Source organism: Allobosea sp. 05L423 (assembly GCF_056397745.1).
The window spans coordinates 156,199-174,377 of sequence record NZ_JBFTOA010000007.1 but is presented as its reverse complement, the minus strand read 5'-3'; the positions used below and the strand labels follow the sequence as shown (position 1 = coordinate 174,377).

At 66.9% G+C, this 18,179-nt stretch carries 16 protein-coding genes and 1 pseudogene; 9 read left to right on the top strand and 8 right to left on the bottom strand.

Annotation, left to right across the window (positions count from 1 at the left end):
• Positions 1 to 274: 274 nt before the first annotated feature.
• The 8 genes and pseudogenes from AC1DNE_RS18020 to AC1DNE_RS17985 form a co-directional block, all read right to left on the bottom strand.
• Positions 275 to 1,129 (bottom strand): annotated as a pseudogene (locus tag AC1DNE_RS18020) (IS110 family RNA-guided transposase); the annotation flags it as partial.
• Positions 1,130 to 1,356: 227 nt separating this feature from the next.
• A complete protein-coding gene (locus AC1DNE_RS18015; protein WP_476765576.1) occupies positions 1,357 to 2,115 on the bottom strand; it encodes an IclR family transcriptional regulator in 759 nt (252 codons plus the stop codon).
• Positions 2,116 to 2,143: 28 nt separating this feature from the next.
• Positions 2,144 to 3,004, bottom strand: coding sequence for an HpcH/HpaI aldolase/citrate lyase family protein (locus AC1DNE_RS18010; protein ID WP_441471956.1), 861 nt, complete (start codon positions 3,002 to 3,004; stop codon positions 2,144 to 2,146).
• Complete coding sequence (locus AC1DNE_RS18005; RefSeq protein WP_441471955.1) at positions 3,004 to 3,462, bottom strand: MaoC family dehydratase; 459 nt, start codon at positions 3,460 to 3,462, stop codon at positions 3,004 to 3,006. Before AC1DNE_RS18005 ends, AC1DNE_RS18010 begins: the two co-directional genes overlap by 1 nt.
• The gene (locus tag AC1DNE_RS18000) at positions 3,462 to 4,664 is read right to left on the bottom strand and encodes a CaiB/BaiF CoA transferase family protein (protein ID WP_476841142.1); all 1,203 of its coding nucleotides are present in this window, start codon (positions 4,662 to 4,664) and stop codon (positions 3,462 to 3,464) included. Before AC1DNE_RS18000 ends, AC1DNE_RS18005 begins: the two co-directional genes overlap by 1 nt.
• Positions 4,661 to 5,914 (bottom strand): acetyl-CoA hydrolase/transferase family protein, encoded by a 1,254-nt coding sequence (locus AC1DNE_RS17995; RefSeq protein WP_441471953.1) that lies wholly within the window; start codon positions 5,912 to 5,914, stop codon positions 4,661 to 4,663. Before AC1DNE_RS17995 ends, AC1DNE_RS18000 begins: the two co-directional genes overlap by 4 nt.
• A gap of 5 nt (positions 5,915 to 5,919) precedes the next feature.
• The gene (locus tag AC1DNE_RS17990; protein WP_441471952.1) at positions 5,920 to 7,086 is read right to left on the bottom strand and encodes an acyl-CoA dehydrogenase family protein; all 1,167 of its coding nucleotides are present in this window, start codon (positions 7,084 to 7,086) and stop codon (positions 5,920 to 5,922) included.
• Between the two features lie 11 nt (positions 7,087 to 7,097).
• Positions 7,098 to 8,321, bottom strand: coding sequence for a CaiB/BaiF CoA transferase family protein (locus tag AC1DNE_RS17985; RefSeq protein WP_476765574.1), 1,224 nt, complete (start codon positions 8,319 to 8,321; stop codon positions 7,098 to 7,100).
• A 262-nt stretch (positions 8,322 to 8,583) separates the two neighbouring features.
• Between AC1DNE_RS17985 and AC1DNE_RS17980 the strand changes: the two genes are divergently transcribed.
• The 9 genes from AC1DNE_RS17980 to AC1DNE_RS17940 all read left to right on the top strand — a co-directional run bounded on the left by AC1DNE_RS17980 (position 8,584) and on the right by AC1DNE_RS17940 (position 18,175).
• Positions 8,584 to 10,107, top strand: a complete 1,524-nt coding sequence (locus AC1DNE_RS17980) for an aldehyde dehydrogenase (protein ID WP_476841141.1) — start codon at positions 8,584 to 8,586, stop codon at positions 10,105 to 10,107.
• 20 nt (positions 10,108 to 10,127) lie between these two features.
• A complete protein-coding gene (locus AC1DNE_RS17975) occupies positions 10,128 to 10,898 on the top strand; it encodes an SDR family NAD(P)-dependent oxidoreductase (protein WP_476765572.1) in 771 nt (256 codons plus the stop codon).
• Between the two features lie 17 nt (positions 10,899 to 10,915).
• Entirely contained in the window at positions 10,916 to 11,968 is a 1,053-nt protein-coding gene (locus tag AC1DNE_RS17970) for an alcohol dehydrogenase (protein WP_476765571.1), read from the top strand.
• A 67-nt stretch (positions 11,969 to 12,035) separates the two neighbouring features.
• Positions 12,036 to 13,256, top strand: a complete 1,221-nt coding sequence (locus AC1DNE_RS17965) for an ABC transporter substrate-binding protein (protein WP_441471947.1) — start codon at positions 12,036 to 12,038, stop codon at positions 13,254 to 13,256.
• A 67-nt stretch (positions 13,257 to 13,323) separates the two neighbouring features.
• Positions 13,324 to 14,199, top strand: a complete 876-nt coding sequence (locus AC1DNE_RS17960) for a branched-chain amino acid ABC transporter permease (RefSeq protein WP_476765570.1) — start codon at positions 13,324 to 13,326, stop codon at positions 14,197 to 14,199.
• Entirely contained in the window at positions 14,199 to 15,209 is a 1,011-nt protein-coding gene (locus AC1DNE_RS17955) for a branched-chain amino acid ABC transporter permease (RefSeq protein WP_476765569.1), read from the top strand. Before AC1DNE_RS17960 ends, AC1DNE_RS17955 begins: the two co-directional genes overlap by 1 nt.
• Positions 15,206 to 15,937 carry an ABC transporter ATP-binding protein gene (locus AC1DNE_RS17950; protein WP_476765568.1) on the top strand — a complete coding sequence of 244 codons (732 nt, stop codon included), beginning with the start codon at positions 15,206 to 15,208 and terminating at the stop codon, positions 15,935 to 15,937. Before AC1DNE_RS17955 ends, AC1DNE_RS17950 begins: the two co-directional genes overlap by 4 nt.
• Positions 15,934 to 16,644: an ABC transporter ATP-binding protein gene (locus AC1DNE_RS17945; protein ID WP_476765567.1), complete on the top strand. Its 711-nt coding sequence runs from the start codon at positions 15,934 to 15,936 to the stop codon at positions 16,642 to 16,644. The genes AC1DNE_RS17950 and AC1DNE_RS17945 overlap by 4 nt, the downstream gene beginning before the upstream one ends.
• A gap of 4 nt (positions 16,645 to 16,648) precedes the next feature.
• Complete coding sequence (locus tag AC1DNE_RS17940) at positions 16,649 to 18,175, top strand: AMP-binding protein (RefSeq protein WP_441471942.1); 1,527 nt, start codon at positions 16,649 to 16,651, stop codon at positions 18,173 to 18,175.
• Positions 18,176 to 18,179 lie beyond the last annotated feature (4 nt).

Genomic DNA, 18,179 nt, shown 5'->3' with positions numbered 1-18,179 from the left:
AAGCGCGACATTCCCGACGAGGCGTCTGACGAGCGAGATTGGCCCTTTTGTATGGACCGGCTGCGTTTCATAACGGTTGGGCGCGGTAACGGAAGTCGCTCGTATGTGTCCGGCTACTGATCGGCCCGCGGGCCGTGGCCTTGATGGGAGTACGCGCGCACCTTTGAGCTCATTAGCAGATCGGCCGTTCAGCGGCCAAAAGGGCCACCAGGCTCAGGGTGCGCATATTGAATCCGTTGCATGCCTGCTCCCTCGCGAACTCATTGGGGGGCTGCTAGATTGCGAGCGCCTCCCCGTGCGTGTCGAAGGACCGTCCGTTGCGCAGCGCGCTCCAGCTGATGCGAGCGAGCTTGTTGCGGTGAAGGCGCGGAGCCGCTTCCTTCAACCAGGTTCCGAAGCTGAACTTCTCCCAGTTGTGCGGTCTCAGGATGATGACCTTCGCGGTCTGGGTGAACAGCATTCTCAGATAGGTGTTGCCCTGTTTCGAGATGCGCCCGAGCACGGTTCTACCGCCGGTGCAGTATTGTCGTGGGACGAGACCGAGCCACGCGCCGAAATCACGGCCTCGGTCGAAGGCTTCACCGTCGCCCATCGCGGCGACCATCGTGGTTGAGATGATCGGCACAACGTCCGGCACGCTCATAAGCCGTGTGCAGGCAGCCTGCACTGCTGCGATCTTCTCGATTTCGGCTGTGATCGTCTCGATCCGCTCGTCGAGTCATAGCCAGTCCTCATAGAGGCCGACGATCAGATCGCTCATGCGAGGCGAGATCTTATCGGCCCGGTTCTTCAGGATGTCGAAGAGCGAGCTTCGCAGGGCCCGCAGCCCGGGGCGAATGGCGATACCCTGTTCGATCAGGAACGCCCGGATCTGATTGACCGTCGCGGTCCGGCGCGAGACCAGCCGCGACCGGATACGGTGATAGGCCTGCAGGTCGAGTTCGTCCTGCGTCTTCTCCCGTGCCACCCGTAGGTTCGGTCGCAGCATGGCCTCCGCGATGGCCTCGGCGTCGTTGTAGTCGTTCTTCTGGCCCTTCGCGAAAGGCTTGGCGTACTTCGCCGGAATGATGCGGGGCTCGTCGCCAAGCCTGCGCAGTGTACGGACTACGAAATCAGCGCTCAGGATGGCCGAGCCGACCCAAGCCTAGCCTCAACAGCACCCTTTCCGAGATCGGCTGCAAGGCGGAGCGATCTCCCCTAGGGCCCGAAGGGTGGTGAGACCAAGGGCGGGTTGGGGACCGCAAGGTCCCTCCGCGAAAAGCGTAATCCACCTCTCGTCGGACCCAACCATGAAGCGGCCAACGCGCCGACTTGGGAAAGAAGCCAGAGACCTGGCGGGATAATCAACTCGATGCCTTAGAAGGTCGCCCCCTCATCGGCCGACAGGTCGCCGGCAAAGCGCGCAATCGCGAGCCTTATTGTCTCAGCGATCTCGGCGGTTCTGTCGAGACAGCGGAATTGAGGGCCCGCGACGACGATCGAGAGCCGGCGATGGCGGACAGGCAGCGGAAAGGCGACGCCAACCAGATCGGCGCTGAAGTCGCCGTTGCTGAAATGATAGCCGCGCGCCGCCGAGCGCCGAATCTCAGCCTCGACGGCCTCGATACTCATTGGCGTCGTTGCCGAATAGCGCTCGAAGCTGAGCTTGCGGTAAAGCGCCTGACGCTCCGCCGGGGAGTACTGGGCGAGGATGGCGCGGCCGGTCGAACTAGCATGGATCGGTAGGCGATGCCCCACGCGAGCGAAATACCGGATGGGCGCCTTCGACTCGACGACATGGATGAACAGCGCGTGTGTGCTCGCGGGCGCGCCGATCGCCGTGGTCTCCCCCGTCTCCTCGGCGATCTCTGCCACGAGCTGGAGAGCGGCCTCCGGCAGGGGTTCAGCCTTCGAGACGGCTTGCGCCATGGCCAGCCATCGCGGGCTGGGATAGTAGCCCCCTCGGGTCCGCGGCTCGTAGAGATAGCCCTTCTCCGCGAGAGTGCCGATCAGGTTGAACGTACTGGATCGCGGCCAGCCAAGCTCGTCCGAGAGCTCGGCCAGGGTCGCCGGGCGCTGCCGGCGGGCGAAGAACTCGAGAAGCTCCAGAACATTGGCAGCCTGCTTGACCTGCATGCGTCTTCCTGTTGCGCTTCGATCGTGACTATGACGGAGAGAGCGACGCCAAAATGCGCTCGGCGGCGCGCAAATGCGGCTTGTCGATCATTTGACCGTCGATTTTCACTACGCCGAGATCGGCCTGATTGCCAAATGCATCGGTGATGCGACGCGCCCAGGCGATCTCCTGCTCGCTCGGTCTGAAGGCGGCATTGACCGGCTCGACATGTCTGGGATGGATCACGCCCTTGGCCATGAAGCCGTCGCGTCGCGCTTCGCGTGCTTCCCGTTCCACCGCAGCGAGGTCATCGATCGTCACGGCGACCGTGTCCACGGCGACGACCCCGGCGGCGGCGGCACCGGCAAGGCAGAGGTTGCGCGCGAGCTGGTAGGGCGGCAGCATGCCGCCGGCATCGCGATTGGCCGTCGCGCCGAAGGAGGCGGCGAGGTCTTCCGCACCCCACATCATTCCCCATAGGCGCTCGCTGCAGCCGCGATAGCTGCCGAGCCCGAAGAGGGAAGCGGCCGTCTCGGTGACGATCGCCAGGACGAGCGTGCTCCCGGCGGCGATGCCGTTGGCGGCCTCCAGGGCGTCGAGCATATACGCAAGGCGCCGAACCTGGTCCGGCCCGTCGCATTTCGGCAAGGCGATCCCGTTCGGGCGATACGGCATCACCGCCGCGAGGTCGGTGGCGCTGAGCCCGGTCTCGAAGGCATTGATGCGCACGAACAGCTTCTGCTGGCCACGCGGCGCCTGCAGCATGGCGGCGGTCTCGCGCCGCGCGGCCTCCTTGGCGTCGGCGGCGACTGAATCCTCCAGATCGAGGATCAGCGCATCGGCGCCGCAATCACGGGCGCGCGCGAATTTGCGGGCACTGTCGCCGGGAACGAAGAGGAGGCTGCGCATCACGCCACCGCCTGCTGCCGGTGCATCATTGCCATGCGCCGGCACACCGCCACCACCTCGCCGCGCTGGTTGAGGCATTCGTGCTCGAACTCGACCAGCCCCGCCGTAGGCCGCGACCGGCTCTCGCGCTTGCCCAGAACCTTGGTCCGGGAGCGCAGCGTATCGCCCTGGAACACCGGCTTCGGAAAGCGCACGTCGCTCATGCCGAGATTGCCTATCGTCGTGCCGAGCGTTGTGTCGGACACGCTCATGCCGATCATGATCCCGAGCGTGTAGAGGCTGTTGAACAGCGGCTTTCCCCATTCCGTGCGGCTGGAGAAATCGGCGTCGATATGGAGCGGTTGCGGGTTCAAGGTCATCAGACTGAAACTGATATTGTCCTGCTCAGTGACCGTTCGCGAATAGGCATGTTCGAAGACCTGCCCGATCTCGAATTCCTCGTAGTAGAGTCCGGCCATCATCGTGCTCCTGCATTACCGTTCGCTTCGGGAATATCGGCTGTGGCGCGGAGGACTCCTGCCTTTTCCAGCCTGTCGATCTCGGCCGTGGGCAAGCCCCATTCGCCCAGGGCCGCCCGCCCGCCTTCGCCCGGCGCCCGCGCCGCGGTCGGCGTCGCCGCCGGTGTCCGGCTGAAGCGCGGGTGGGGGGCTGGCTGGAGGACGCCGTCGATCGCGACGAAACTCCCGCGCGCCTTCGCGTGATCGTGCTCCGGAGCCTCGGCGAGGCTGAGCACCGGCGCGAAGCAGGCATCCGTCCCCTCCAGCAGGGCGCACCATTCGGCGCGGCTGCGCTCCGCGAAGCGCCGGCTCAGCAGTTCGCGGGCCTCCGGCCATGACGCACGGTCGTCGACATCGGGAAAGCGCGCAGGATCGAAACCGATCCGGCGCAACAGCTCGTCCCTGAATTTCGTCTCGATCGGCGCCACGGCGATCCATGCGCCATCGGCGCAAGCGTAGGTCTCGTAGTGCGGAGCGCCGGAATCGAGGAGATTGGTTCCGCGCTCCGGTCCGTGGAGGCCGGCTGCGGCGAGGCCGAAGAGGCTCGCCATCAATGTCGTGCTGCCCTCGACCATGGCGGCATCGACGACCTGGCCCGTCCCGGACTGCCGGGCCGCGAGCAGTGCGCAAACGATGCCGAAGGCGAGCAGCATGGCGCCGCCGCCATAATCGCCGATCAGATTGAGCGGCACGGTCGGCGCCTGGCCCGCCCGCCCGATCGCGGACAGCGCGCCCGAAAGCGCGATGTAGTTGAGATCATGACCCGCGGCCTGGGCGAGCGGCCCGCTCTGGCCCCAGCCGGTCACGCGACCGTAGACGAGGCGCGGGTTGCGTTCGAGGCAAATCCCGGGACCGAGGCCCAGGCGCTCCATCGTGCCAGGCCGGAACCCTTCGATCAGCGCATCGGCTTTCGCGACGAGCGTGACCGCGCAGGCGATCCCCTCCGGCCGCTTCAGGTCGAGCGCGATCGAACGGCGCCCACGGCGCGTGACATCGAAGCGGATCGGCTTCGCGATGCCGAGGCCGCTCGGCTCCGGACGGTCTATGACGATGATATCGGCGCCGAGATCGGACAACAGCATCGCGGCCATCGGAGCGGGGCCGATGCCCGCGAACTCGACGATCTTCAGGCCGGCGAGCGGGCCCTTGCGGGTTTGCGTCATTTCGCGGCTCCCTCGACGAGGCTGCGCTCCAGCATCTCGCGATGCTGCGGCGCCGCGATCGCGATCAGGGCGCGGGCGCGCTCGGCCGCACCGCGATGGGCGAGTTCCGCTACGCCGTATTCGGTCACGATCGTATCGGCATCGGTGCGGGCGAGCGTGACGGCTCCGACGCGCGGCACGATTCGCGAGATCGCGCCCGTCCGGTCGGTCGCGCGCAGGGCGACGATCGCGCGCCCACCTTGTGAAGCGCTGGCCCCGCGCGAGAAGTCGCAGAGCCCACCTGTCCCGCCGACCGGAGCGCCATCGACCGCCTCCGCATTGATCTGGCCGGACAGGTCCACTTCGATCGCCGCATTGACGGCGATCATCCGCTTCTGCCGCGCCAGAACGGCAAAGGCATGTGTATGGGCGGCGGGGCGCAATCGGATCGCCTCATTGCAATCGAGCACGCCGAAGGCCCGGCCGGAGCCGACGACGACATTGGCGATGCCCAGCCCCGGATCGACGGTCTTGCGGGCATTGGTGAAGACGCCGCGCGCAACGAGAGCCGCCATCCGGTCGCCGAAGACGCCGGAATGGATGCCGAGCTCGCGGTGATCGGCAAGGCCGTCGAGGACGGCATCCGGAATGGCGCCGATGCCGATCTGGATGGTCGCTCCATCCGGGACCAGTGCCGCCACATGCTTCGCGATCGCGCGCTCGACCCCTCCTGCCGCGGCGGCCGACGACGAGACCGGTTCCCGGTCCGTCTCGACGACCGCGTCGATGCGGAGGTCCGACGGGACTTCCGCCCCAGCGCACCAGGGCGCCCGCGCGTTCACCTCCGCGATCACGCAACGCGCCTGACGGGCGGCGGCCAGGACATAGTCGTTGGCCAATGTCGCGCATCGGCCGCCGGGCCCCTCTGCGATCTGGATCAACACGACATCGGCACGAATGGCGCCCGATGCGAAGCCGGCCTCGAGCGCGCTGTAGTGCAGAGGCCAGACATCCAGCCGCCCGCGCCGGGCGATGCGGCTCGCCCGGCCCATGGCGCCGTAGCCCGCGAAAGGCATATCCGCCGGAACGGTATCGAAACTGTTCGACACCACCGTTCCGAGAAAGGTCTCGAACGGCCCGACGGTCCCGAAGGCGGCCGGCAGCGCCGCAGCCAATGTCTGCGGCTCGGCCGAGACCTGGCCGCACAGTACCCGGTCACCGGGTCTGATGAACGCGGCCAGATCCAGTGCGTCTGTTCCGATACTGCGCATGCCGCTCAGTAGGATTTGGGCAGGCCGAGCACCTTCTCGGCAATGAAGCAGAGCACGAGCTGCGGGCTGATCGGCGCGATGCGCGGAATCATCACCTCTCGCAGATAGCGCTCGACATGGAATTCCTTGGCATAGCCGAAGCCGCCATGGGTCATGACGGCCTGCTGGCAGGCATCGAAGCCGGCCTCGCCGGCGAGATACTTCGCGGCATTGGCACTGGCGCCGCAGGGCAGGCTGGAATCATATTCCCAGGCCGCGCGCATCACCATCAGCCAGGCCGCCTCAAGCTGCATCCAGTTGCGGGCGAGCGGATGCTGGATCGCCTGATTCTGGCCGATCGGGCGGTTGAAGACGACGCGCTCCTTCGCATAGGCCGTCGCCCGCGAGAGCGCGAGCTGGCCGAGGCCGATTGCTTCGGCCGCGATCAGCACCCGCTCGGGATTCATGCCGTGCAGGATATATTCGAAGCCCCGACCTTCCTCTCCGATGCGGTCCTCAACTGGAATCTCGAAGCCCTCGATGAAGAGCTCGTTCGAGTCGACGACCTTGCGGCCCATCTTCTCGATCTCGTGCACCTTGATCCGGTTGCGGTCGAAATCGGTGTAGAACAGGCTCAAGCCATGGGTCGGCTTCTTCACCTCCTCCAGAGGGGTGGTGCGAGCCAATAGCAGGATCTTGTCGGCGACCTGCGCGGTCGAGATCCAGACCTTCTGGCCGTCCACGACATAGCGGTCACCCTTGCGAACGGCGCGCGTCTTGAGCTGCGTCGTGTTGAGGCCGGTATTGGGCTCGGTCACGGCGAAGCAGGCCTTCTCCTTGCCTTGCACCATCGGCGGCAGCATGCGCCGCTTCTGCTCCTCGGTGCCGTTCACGAGCACTGGATTGAGGCCGAAGATGTTGATGTGCAGGCAGGAGGCGCCCGACATGCCGGCGCCGGATTCGGCGATGGCGCGCATCATGATCGCGGCTTCGGTGATGCCGAGCCCCGAACCGCCATACTCCTCGGGGATGCAGATGCCGAGCCAGCCGGCCTCTGCGAAGGCCGCATAGAAGTCCTGCGGGAAGCCGCCCTCGCGATCGCGCTTCAACCAGTAGTCGTCGCCGAAGCGCTTGCAGATCGCGGAGATCGCGTCGCGAATCGCTTCCTGGTCGTCACTCAGCCTGAAATCCATCGGGTCGTCCCTCAACTATCCGCCATGTCCGGCGTGCGTTCCGTGGCGAGCAGAGCCCGCTGCGCCGCGAGTTCGTCGATCTCGTCATCCGAAAAGCCCGCATCGCGCAGGATCGCGATGCCGTCCGCGCCCTTGTGGGGCGGCAGGCGCATGATTTCCGACGGGGTCCGGGACCATGTCGTGGCGAGGCGCATCATGCGCAGGCGCCCTTCGGTCGGGTGGTCGACAGGCTGGAAGAAGCCGGTCTGCGCGAGATGCGGATCACTCAGCACGCTGTCGAAATCATGCATCGGCATCGACGGAATGTCGGCGCGCTCCAGCAGCTCCAGCCATTCGGCCGTGCTGCGCTGCGCGAAGATGCGTCCCAATTCGCCATAGACATGGTCGATATTGGCAATCCGGTTGGCGAAATTCGCGAAGCGCGGATCGCGCTGCGGCAGGTCCGCCTGGCCGATCGCCTCCAGGAAGCTCGCCCATTGCTTGTCGGTGTAGATCAGCGCGCAGACATAGCCGTCGCTGGTCCGATACGGGCGGCGCTCGGGCGAGAGCTGGCGGCCATAGCCGCCGCCGCCGATGGGCGGCTCGAAAGTCAGGCCGCCGAGATGGTCGCCGAGCACGAAGCCGACCATCGTCTCGAACATCGGGATATCGACCTGCTGGCCGAGGCCGGTCCGGTCGCGATTGACTAGCGTGGCGCAGATCGCGCCGACCGCGGCGAGGCCGACCACGCGATCAGCGATGGCGGAAGGGACATAGCGCGGCGTGCCGTCACCCGCCTTCGCGATGAGCGACGACATCACCGAGGCGCCCTGGATCAGGTCGTCATAGGCCGGCTTCGCGGCATAGGGGCCGCCCTGCCCGAAACCGAAGAGCCCGGCATAGACGAGGCGGGGATTGGTGCCTGCCAGCGTCTCGTAGCCCAGCCCCAGCCGCCGCATCGCCTGCGGACGAATGTTGTAGACCAGCACGTCGGCATCGGCTGCAAGTCGGAGAAGGGCTTCCCGTCCCGCGTTCTGCTTGAGATCGAGGCAGATGCTGCGCTTGTTCCGGTTGGCGTTGAGATAGATCGCGCCCATGCCCGGGTTGCGCGAGGGAGCGATCTGCCGTGTGACGTCCCCGTCGGGCGCTTCAACCTTGATGACGTCCGCCCCCATGTCGCCCAGCATCTGGGTCGCATAGGGCCCCATCAGGACCGACGTCATGTCGATGATCTTGATGCCTTCGAGTGGACCCATGCCTCGTCCTTTCCAAGCCTCGGCGGCCTGCTCGTAATTCATATACAGAGATTTATTGTTCAGAAAAGATGAAATACATGCTGCGCCGCGGCGACGATTTGCTGCGATGCAAGACCCTCGACTGTGATCCGCAGGAAAAATTATCTGAGTGGAATCAATGCGATAAATTCAAATTTGAATTTTGCCTTGCCCGGTTTCGCTGGTTGACACTCGAATTCATGACTGTGTACACATTTGCCCAGCCCATGAACGGGAGGCGCCCGTGGCCGTTGCGTTGAACTCCGAATTGCAGTCGCAGAAGCCCGCGGGTTCGCTCCGCCGCTACGATCGCCTCTTCATCGGCGGCGAATGGGTCGCGCCACTGGACGGCGGCCTCGTCGAAAGCATCGACCCGGCGACGGGGTTGCCCTGGGCGGAGGTCGCATTCGGCGGGCCGCGCGACATCGATCGCGCGGTCGCCGCGGCCCGCGAAGCCTTCGAGGGACCGTGGCGCCGCATGCCGGGCTGGGAGCGGGCGGCGCTGCTGCGGCGCCTGGCCGATCTCTACCGCGAGTTCGCCGGCGAGATGGCCGTGCTGGAATCACGGGATTCCGGCCGCGCCATCCGCGAGGCGCGCAGCGACGTCGGCGCGCATCACCACTGGTATCAGTGGTTCGCGTCGCTGGCCGACAAGATTTCCGGCCGGACCATCCCGATCGACGATTCGGTGCATTGTTTCACCACACGCGTGCCGGTCGGCGTGGTCGGCGCGATCACGCCCTGGAACGCGCCGATGCTGACGACGACCTGGAAGGTCGCGCCGGCACTCGCGGCCGGTTGCGCCGTCGTGCTGAAGCCGGCCGAGCAAACGCCAGTCACGGCACTGGAGCTCGCCAGGCTGATCGAGAAGGCCGGCTTCCCGCCCGGCGTTTTCAACGTCGTTCCGGGCAACGGCCATGATGCCGGCGCCCATCTCGTCGCCCATCCGGGCGTCGACAAGATCGCCTTCACCGGCGAGGGGCGCACGGCCAAGACGATCCTGCGCAATGGTGCCGAGAATCTGAAGCGCTTCTCCTTCGAGCTCGGCGGGAAGGCACCGCACATCATCTTCGCCGACGCCGATGTCGACCAGGCCGTCAATGCCGCGACCTCGTCGGCCTGGGCCGTCTGCGGCCAGAGCTGCGCCCTGGGCTCGCGCGTCCTGGTGGAGCGGCCGATCTACGACCGCGTCGTCGCGGCCTTCGCCGAGCGTGCCACGAAGGTCCGCGTCGGCATGCCGCTCGAGGAAGCCACGCATATGGGGCCGCAGGCCCATGCCGAACAGCTCGACAAGACGCTCTCCTATATCGACATCGGCAAGTCCGAGGGCGCGGAACTGATCGCCGGCGGCAACCGTCTGTCGGACGGCCCGCTCGCCAAGGGCTTCTTCGTCGCCCCGACGGTCTTCGCCAATGTCGCCAACAACATGCGTATCGCCCGCGAGGAGATCTTCGGCCCGGTCGCCGCGCTGATCCCGTTCTCCGGTGAGGAGGAGGCGGTCGCGATCGCCAACGACACGGCCTACGGGCTGACCGCCGGCCTCTGGACCCGCGATGTCGGGAGGGCGCATCGCGTCTCCGCGCGCGTTCAGGCCGGCATCGTCTGGGTGAACACCTACCGCTACATCCGCTGGTCGACGCCTTACGGCGGCTTCAAGAGCAGTGGCTGGGGACGCGAGAACGGGCTCGAAGCGCTCGACAACTTCCTGGAAACGCGGACCACGGTCGTCAGCACGACCGGCCAGTTCCCGGACGCCTACGCACAATAGAACAGCCGGAGAAAACGACCATGCGTCTTGCGGACAAGCTTGCCGTCATCACCGCGGCGGCGTCGGGAATGGGAAAGGCCGGAGTCGAGCTTTTCCTGCGCGAAGGTGCGAAGGTCGTCGCGATCGACGTCAACGCCGAGGCGCTCGCGCAACTCGCCGCCGAAGCGAAGGCAAGAGGGCAGAATGTCGAGACGCTGCAGGCGGACCTCTCCCGGCAGGAGGTGATGCGCTCCTCCGTCCATGAGGCGGCGGCACGCCTCGGCGGTATCGACGTCATGTGGGCGCATGCCGGCATTCCCGGTCCCGCCGGCATCGAGGATCTCGATCTCGGGGCCTATGACCGAGCGATGGCGCTGAACGTCGATTCGGCGGCGCTCGCAGCCGGCGAGGTCATCAAGCACATGCGCAAGCGCGGGGGCGGTTCGCTGATCTTCACAGCGTCGGTCTCGGGGCTCGTCGGCTCGATGTTCAGCCCGGTCTATTCGGCTGCCAAGTTCGCCGTCGTCGGATTGACCAAGTCGTTGTCACAGACATTCGCGCCCGACAAGGTGCGCGTGAACGTGATCTGCCCGGGCCTCACCGACACGCCGATGGCGTTCAATTTCACCAGCCGTTCGGGCGATCCGGCCGAAGCCGCCGCGAACGAGAAGAAGCTGCTCGCAGCCGTGCCGCTCGGCCGGCTCTGCCGCCCGGACGAAATCGCCCATGCCGCGCTCTGGCTGGCATCCGACGACGCGTCCTTCGTCACCGGCGTCGCCCTGCCGGTCGACGGCGGCTTCACGGCCCGCTGAACGTCAAAGGGGAAAGCATGCGCTTCTTCTGCATCGAGGAGTTCGGCGCTCCGCTCGCCGCCGCCGAGAAGCCGCAGCCGGTTCCGACCGGCCGCGAGGTCGTGATGCGAGTCAAGGCTGCGGGCGTCTGCCACAGCGATATCCATCTCTGGGAAGGCGGCTACGATCTCGGAGCCGGACGCAAGCTCTCGCTCCGGGACCGCGGTGTGGCGCTGCCGATCACCATGGGGCATGAGACGGTCGGCGAGGTCGTTGCGCTCGGGCCGGAGGCCGAAGGCGTCGCCCTGGGCGAACGATGCCTCGCCTATCCCTGGATCGGCTGCGGCCAGTGCCAGACCTGCCGGGACGGTTTCGAGAACTACTGCGCCAAGGCCGGCTATCTCGGTGTCCACCGCGACGGCGGTTATGCCGAGTACCTGCGCGTGCCCGATGCCCGTTACCTCCTGCCGATCGGTGATCTCGACCCGGCGCAGGTGGCTCCCCTCGCTTGCTCCGGCGTCACCACATACAGCGCCCTCAGGAAGCTCGGCGACCAGATCGAGCGTCAGCCCGTCCTGGTGATCGGCGCCGGCGGCCTCGGGCTGATGTGCATCCAGATCCTGCGCGCCCTCGGCGGCGTCGGCGCCGTTCTCGTCGACCTCGACCCGGCCAAGCGCCGATCGGCCCTGGAAGCGGGCGCCATCGCGGCGATCGACGGCGCGGCTCCCGATGCGCTGGCGCAGATCGCCGAGGCCGTCGGGGGTCCCGCCCAGTCGGTGGTCGACCTCGTCGGAAACGAAAAATCGGCAGCCCTGGGCTTCGACGCTCTCGCCAAGGGCGGGACGTTGGTGATCGTCGGGCTGTTCGGAGGCACGGCGCCATGGTCGCTGCCGCTCATTCCGATGAAGGCGGCCCGCATCCAGGGCAGCCTGGTCGGCAATCTCGCCGAGTTGCGGGAGCTCCTCGCGCTGGCCCGCGCCGGCAAGATCGCGCCGATCCCGGTGACGCGGCTGCCGCTCGAAAGCGCCAACGATGCCCTGGTCGGTCTTCGCGAGGGCCGCTTTGTCGGCCGCGCGGTGCTGTGCCCATGAGCTGACAACCAGAACGGCAACGGGCGAAGAAACCCGTCGCCGCATTCATGAGGGAGGGAAGGCAACCATGACGAAATCCGGAATCGACCGCAGGCAGACGCTGCTAATGGGGGCGGCGATAGCCATGCCGGCCATCATCCCCTCCCGCGGCAGCGCCGCGACGGAAGCGCTGAAGATCGGCGTCCTGGTGCCCACCACCGGCGTCCACGCCTCGGACGGCATCCGCATGCTCAAGGCGCATCAACTCGCCGCCAAGATGATCAACGACGCGGGCGGCCTCAAATCGCTCGGAGGCGCCAAGGTCGAGCTGCTGGTCACCGACATCCAGTCGAAGCCTGAGGTCTCGCGCGCCGAGGCGGAGAGATTGATCAGCCGCGAACGGGTGAGCGCGCTGACCGGCGCCTGGGCCTCGGCCACGACCATTCCTGCGGCACAGATCGCCGACCGCAACCGCACCCCCTTCATGATCACCAGCGCGGTCAACGACGCCTTGACCGAGCAGGGCATGAAATATGTCTTCCGGACGGCGGTGAAGGCGAAGTGGTTCGGCGGGTATATCGCCGATTTCCTCGACTATCAGAAGTCGAAGGGGATCTCGGTCGGCAAGATCGCGCTCGCCACCGAGGACGGTCCGGCCGGCCAGGCGGTGCGCAGCAACTACACCTCGGTCATGCCTGGGCGCGGCTATCCGATCCTGACGGACGAGACCTTCCGCACCGGCACGCCCGATTTCAGCACCATCGCCACCAAGCTGCGCACCAGCGGAGCCGAAGGGCTCCTGACCTGCGCCTATGCCGAGGATTCGACGGTGCTGCTGCGCGCCCTGGCCGCCCAGAGCTTCCGGCCGCTCTATGTCGGCTTCGGCGGCGCGCATGTGAACCAGACGGTGCTCGCCGCCGGCAAGCCGAGCGACCGGAGCTTCGGCGTCGTCGAATGGTCCCCCGACCTGAACAGGCCGGCGAGCCTGGCCTTCGTGAAGGCCTTCGCGGAAGCCCATCCGGGCGAAACCCCGCTCAGCAACCAGGCCCAGGCCTTCGTCGCGACCTATGCGCTGGCGCTCGCCGCCGACGCCGCCAAATCGACCGATCGCAACGCGATCCGCGAGGCTTTGACCACGTTGAAGATCACGGACGGGCCCGCCGCGGTGCTGCCCGCCCCCGTGCTCTCCTTCGACGAGCAAGGGCAATCGCCCGCGACCTGCGTCATCGTTCAGGCCATCGACGGCAAGTTCGTCACCGTCTGGCCGGAAGCCGTCGCCGTCCGCCCGCCGGCGCCCGTCCAGGGCTGACCGGCCGCCCCGTCACGATCCGCCGTGCCTTCGCCGCGAGGCAGAGGCGCGGTGCGCGAGGAGCCGCATGTCGACGACCATCTTTCTCCAGGCCATGCTCAGCGGGCTCACCAACGGAGCGATCTACGCGCTCGTCGCCGTGGGATTGACGCTGGTCTTCGGCGTCATGCGCATCGTCAACTTCGCCCATGGCGAGTTCCTGATGCTCGCGATGTATGGCGGCTACCTCGCCTTCACCTTCCTGGGAGTCGACCCGATCCTGGCCGTCTTCCTGGTCGCACCCGTGCTGATGCTGATGGGCTATCTGCTCTTCGGCGGCCTGATCCGCCCGGCGCTGAAGGTTCCGGACATCAACCAGATGGCGGTCACGCTCGGCCTGTCGCTGTTATTGCAGTATCTCGCGCTCGTCGTCTTCAAGGCCGACAACCTGCTGGTGACGCAAGAGCGTTCCACCGCGAGCATCTGGCTCGGTCCGGTGCTGATCCAGATGCCGCAGGCGATCGCCGCTCTCGCCTCGATCATCCTGCTCGGGCTGTTCTACGTTGTCCTGCGCAAGACCGATCTCGGCCTGATCATGCGCGTCGTCTCGCAGTCGCGCGACGGCGCGGCGCTCTCCGGCATCGATATCGGCGGCACCTATCGCTGGGCGATGGCGATCGGCCTCGGCACGCTCGGAATCGCAGGGCCGCTGATGGTCTCGGCGCTCTACGTCAACCCGCATGTAGGCCAGCTCTTCACCCTGAAGGCCTTCGTCATCGTCATTGTCGGCGGCATGGGCTCCTTCGGCGGCGTGCTGATCGGGGCGCTGCTGGTCGGCATCGCCGAGAGCATCGCTGCGTCCTGGCTGACCGCCTCGGTCGCCGCTGCCGTGCCCTTTGCGCTGCTGATCCTGGTCATGCTGCTGCGGCCGGAAGGCCTCGTCCCGGCCGGAGGATCGCGCTGATGCTCCGCCGTTTCCTTCCCGCGCTGATACCGACGCTGCTCGCGATCGCCGGCTTCGGCTTCAGCCTCACCGACCCGTACTTCATGGAAATCTTCATCATGGTCGGGTTGATCGGCACCGTGGCCGTCGCCTGGAACCTGATGGCGGGTTTCACTGGCCTGGTCTCGCTCGGCCATTCGCTGTTCTTCGGCATCGGCGCCTACACCGTCGCCTACGGCCAGGTCGGCTTCGGGCTCGGCCCACTCGCGACCTGGCCGATCGCGGTCCTGCTGGCTGTCGCGAGCGCGCTCTTCATCGGGCTGCTCTGCTTCCGCTATGGGCTGCGGGGCTATTTCTTCTCGATCGCCACGCTTGCCTTCAGCGAGGTGGCATTCCTGCTCGTCTCGTCCGCGCTCTGGCTTGGCCGGTCCGACGGCATGATGCTGCCTTCCTCCTCCGAGACGCTGCGCTACCTGCAGTTCGACCAGAAATGGCCCTATGGCCTGATCATCGTCACCTTCCTCGCCCTGACGCTTATCCTCTCCCAGGCGTTCCTGACGGCCCGGCCAGGCTATTACTGGCGCGCCCTGCGCGACAATGAGGGGGCGGCTGAAGCGCTCGGTGTGCCGGCGATGCGCTACAAGCTGGTGGTCTTCGCGCTCAGTGCCGCGCTGACCGCGCTCGGCGGCGCGATCTTCGCCAACACCTTCGCCTTCGTCGATCCGCGCTCGACGCTCGGCGTCGAGCTCTCGATCCAGCTGCTGGTCTTCGGCATCATCGGCGGCCTCGGCCTGCTCTGGGGGCCTCTGCTCGGCGCCGCGCTGCTGATCCCGGCCGGCGAGCTGCTGCGGACCTATCTCGGCTCCAGCTTCCACGGGGTCAACATCGTCGCCTATGCGCTGCTGATGATCGTGCTGGCGCTGGTGCTGCCGCAAGGGCTCGGCGGCGTGCTGAGCGCGCGCCTCCGGCGGATCCTTCCGGGGAAGCGGAACGCGGCCGGGAGCGCCCTCGCCATGGAGGCGGCACCGTGAGCCAGCAGCAGCCACTGCTCGCCGTCGCAGGGCTCGGCAAGTCGTTCGGTGGGCTGAAGGCCGTCTCCGATGTCGGCTTCACGGTGATGCCCGGCGAGATCTTCGGCATCATCGGGCCGAACGGCGCCGGCAAGACGACCCTGTTCAATTGCCTGTCGGGGCTGCTGCCACTGTCTGCCGGCACGGTGCATCTCGACGGGCGCCGCATCGACGGCCTGCGCCCGCACGAGATCTGCCGGCTCGGCCTGGCCCGGACGTTCCAGATCGTGCGCCCCTTCCACGGCATGAGCGTGCTGGAGAACGTCAAGGTCGCGGCCTTCGCCCGTCACCATGCGTCCGCCGCCGCCGAGCAGCATGCCCGGCTGGCATTGGGGCGGGTCGGCATGTCGCATCTCGCCGATCTCGACGCCGAGCGGCTCAGCGTCGCGGAGATGCGCCGCCTCGAGATCGCGCGCGCCATCGCGACGGAGCCGCGCCTGCTGCTGCTCGACGAGATGCTGGCCGGCCTGACCGCGACGGAGGCAGCCTCACTCTGCGAACAGATCCGGCGGATCAACGCGGAAGGGGTCACCATCATGATGGTCGAGCATTCCGTGCCGATCATCAGTGAACTCTGCGGAAACGCCATCGTGCTCAATTTCGGCGAGATGCTGGCAATAGGCGCAACCCGCGCGGTGCTGGCCGATGCCCAGGTGCAGGAAGCCTATCTCGGGAGTGCCGTCTCGTGAGCCGCCTCGTCCTGCAAGGCGTTGCCACCGGATACGGCAAGGCCAATGTCATCCGCGGCATCGACCTGACCATCGAAAGCGGCCGGCGCGTCGCGCTGATCGGCTCCAACGGCGCGGGTAAAAGCACGATCGTCAAGGCGATCAACGGTCTGCTGCCCACGCGCATCGGCACAATCGCCTGGGACGGAACCACGCTCGGCGCGATGAAGGCCTCCGACAGGACGCGCGCCGGGATCGGCACGGTGCCGGAGGGGCGGATGCTCTTCCCCGAATGCACGGTGAAGGAGAACCTCGTCGCAGCCAGCACCTTCGGAAGCGCGAAGGAGCATCGCGAGCAGGGGCTTGAGCGGGTCTACGGGCTGTTCCCGCGCCTGCGTGAGCGCGCCGGCCAGCGCACCGGCACACTCTCCGGCGGAGAGCAGCAGATGGTCGCGATCGGCCGGGCGCTTATGACGCGCCCGCGCCTGCTCGTCCTCGACGAACCCTCGATCGGCCTCGCCCCCAAGGTCGTCGCTGAAATCTTCGAGGTCCTGAGCACGCTCACCCGGGAGGGGCTCAGCCTGCTTCTGGTCGAGCAGAACGTCCAGCTCAGCTTGCGCTCTGTCGACGAAGGCTATGTCCTGCGCCAGGGCGAGATCGTCTTGCGCGGAGAAGCGGCTCAGCTGCTGGCCGACCCCCAGGTTCGCGCGGCCTATCTGGGACAATGACGCCATGAACATCGCAGCCCTCCTCCGCCGCGCCGCCAAATTGACCCCCGGCCGCATCGCCGTCTACGAGGGCACGGCGCCGGTCTGGAGCTATGCGGAATGGGCTGCGCTGGCGGCGCGGCTCGCAGGGGGGCTCGTCGAAAGCCACGGCCTCCGGCCCGGTGACCGCGTCGCGCTGGTGATGCGCAACTGCCCCGACTATCTCGCGCTGCTCTTCGCCTGCTGGCGCGCCGGGCTGATCTGCGTGCCGGTGAACGCGAAGCTCCACGCCAGGGAGGTCGCTCATATCCTCGACGACTCCGGCGCGGCCCTCGTCTTCTCCACCGCGGATCTGGCCGGCACGGTCTCGGAGGCGCTGGGCTTCATGCGGGAGCGCCTGCCCCCGGTCGTCGCCATTGGCAGCCGGGATCATCGCACTCTCGCTCAATCGGAGGAAGCTGCTGAACGCGATGTCATCGCCGGCGATCCAGCCTGGCTGTTCTACACCAGCGGCACGACGGGCCGTTCGAAGGGGGCGGTGCTCTCCCACCGCAACCTGTTAGCGATGACGCTGGGCTACCTGGCAGAGGTCGACACGGTTTCGCCCGGGGATTGCATCCTGCACCCGGCGCCGCTCTCGCATGGCTCGGGTCTCTATGCCTTGCCGCATGTCGCCGGCATGGCTGCCCAGGTCGTGCCCGAGAGCGGCCGGTTCGACCCGGCCGAGCTCGCCTCGCTGCTGCGCAGCCATCGAGGCTGCGCCTTCTTCGCCGCGCCGACGATCGTTACCCGCCTGATGAATGCCGGCGTGATTGGCGATGCCGAACGCGCAGGCCTGAAGACGATCATCTATGGCGGAGGTCCGATGTATGTGGAGGACAGCCGGCGTGCGCTCGAGGTATTCGGCCAACGCCTCGTCCAGATCTACGGTCAGGGCGAAAGCCCGATGACGATCACGGTGCTGCCGCGCGGCCTTCACAAGGATACGGGCGACGGTCTGCTCGATCACCGGCTCGGGTCCGTCGGCTATGCGCAGGCCATCGTCTCCCTGCGGGTCGCCGGCAGTGACGGCGCGTCCTTGCCCGCCGGCGAGGTCGGGGAAGTTCTGGTCCGCGGCGACAGCGTCATGAGCGGATACTGGAACAATCCGGAGGCGACCGCGGCGGCGCTGCACGACGGCTGGCTTCATACCGGAGATCTCGGTTCGCTCGACGAGCATGGCCTGCTGACGCTGAAGGACCGTTCCAAGGATGTGATCATCTCCGGCGGCGTGAACATCTATCCGCGCGAGGTCGAGGAGGTGCTGCTCCTGCACCCGGCCGTCGCGGAAGTCGCGGTCTTCGGGCGCAGACACCCGGATTGGGGCGAGGAAGTCGTCGCGGCGCTCAGCCTGCATGAAGGCGCTTCCGTCGTCACCGCAGAGCTGGACGCCCTGTGCGAGGCTCACATCGCTCGCTTCAAGAAGCCCAAGCAATACCGGTTCTTCGAGGCCCTGCCGAAGAACTCCTACGGCAAGATCCTGAAGACGGAGCTGCGCCGACAGGCCGGTTGAAGCC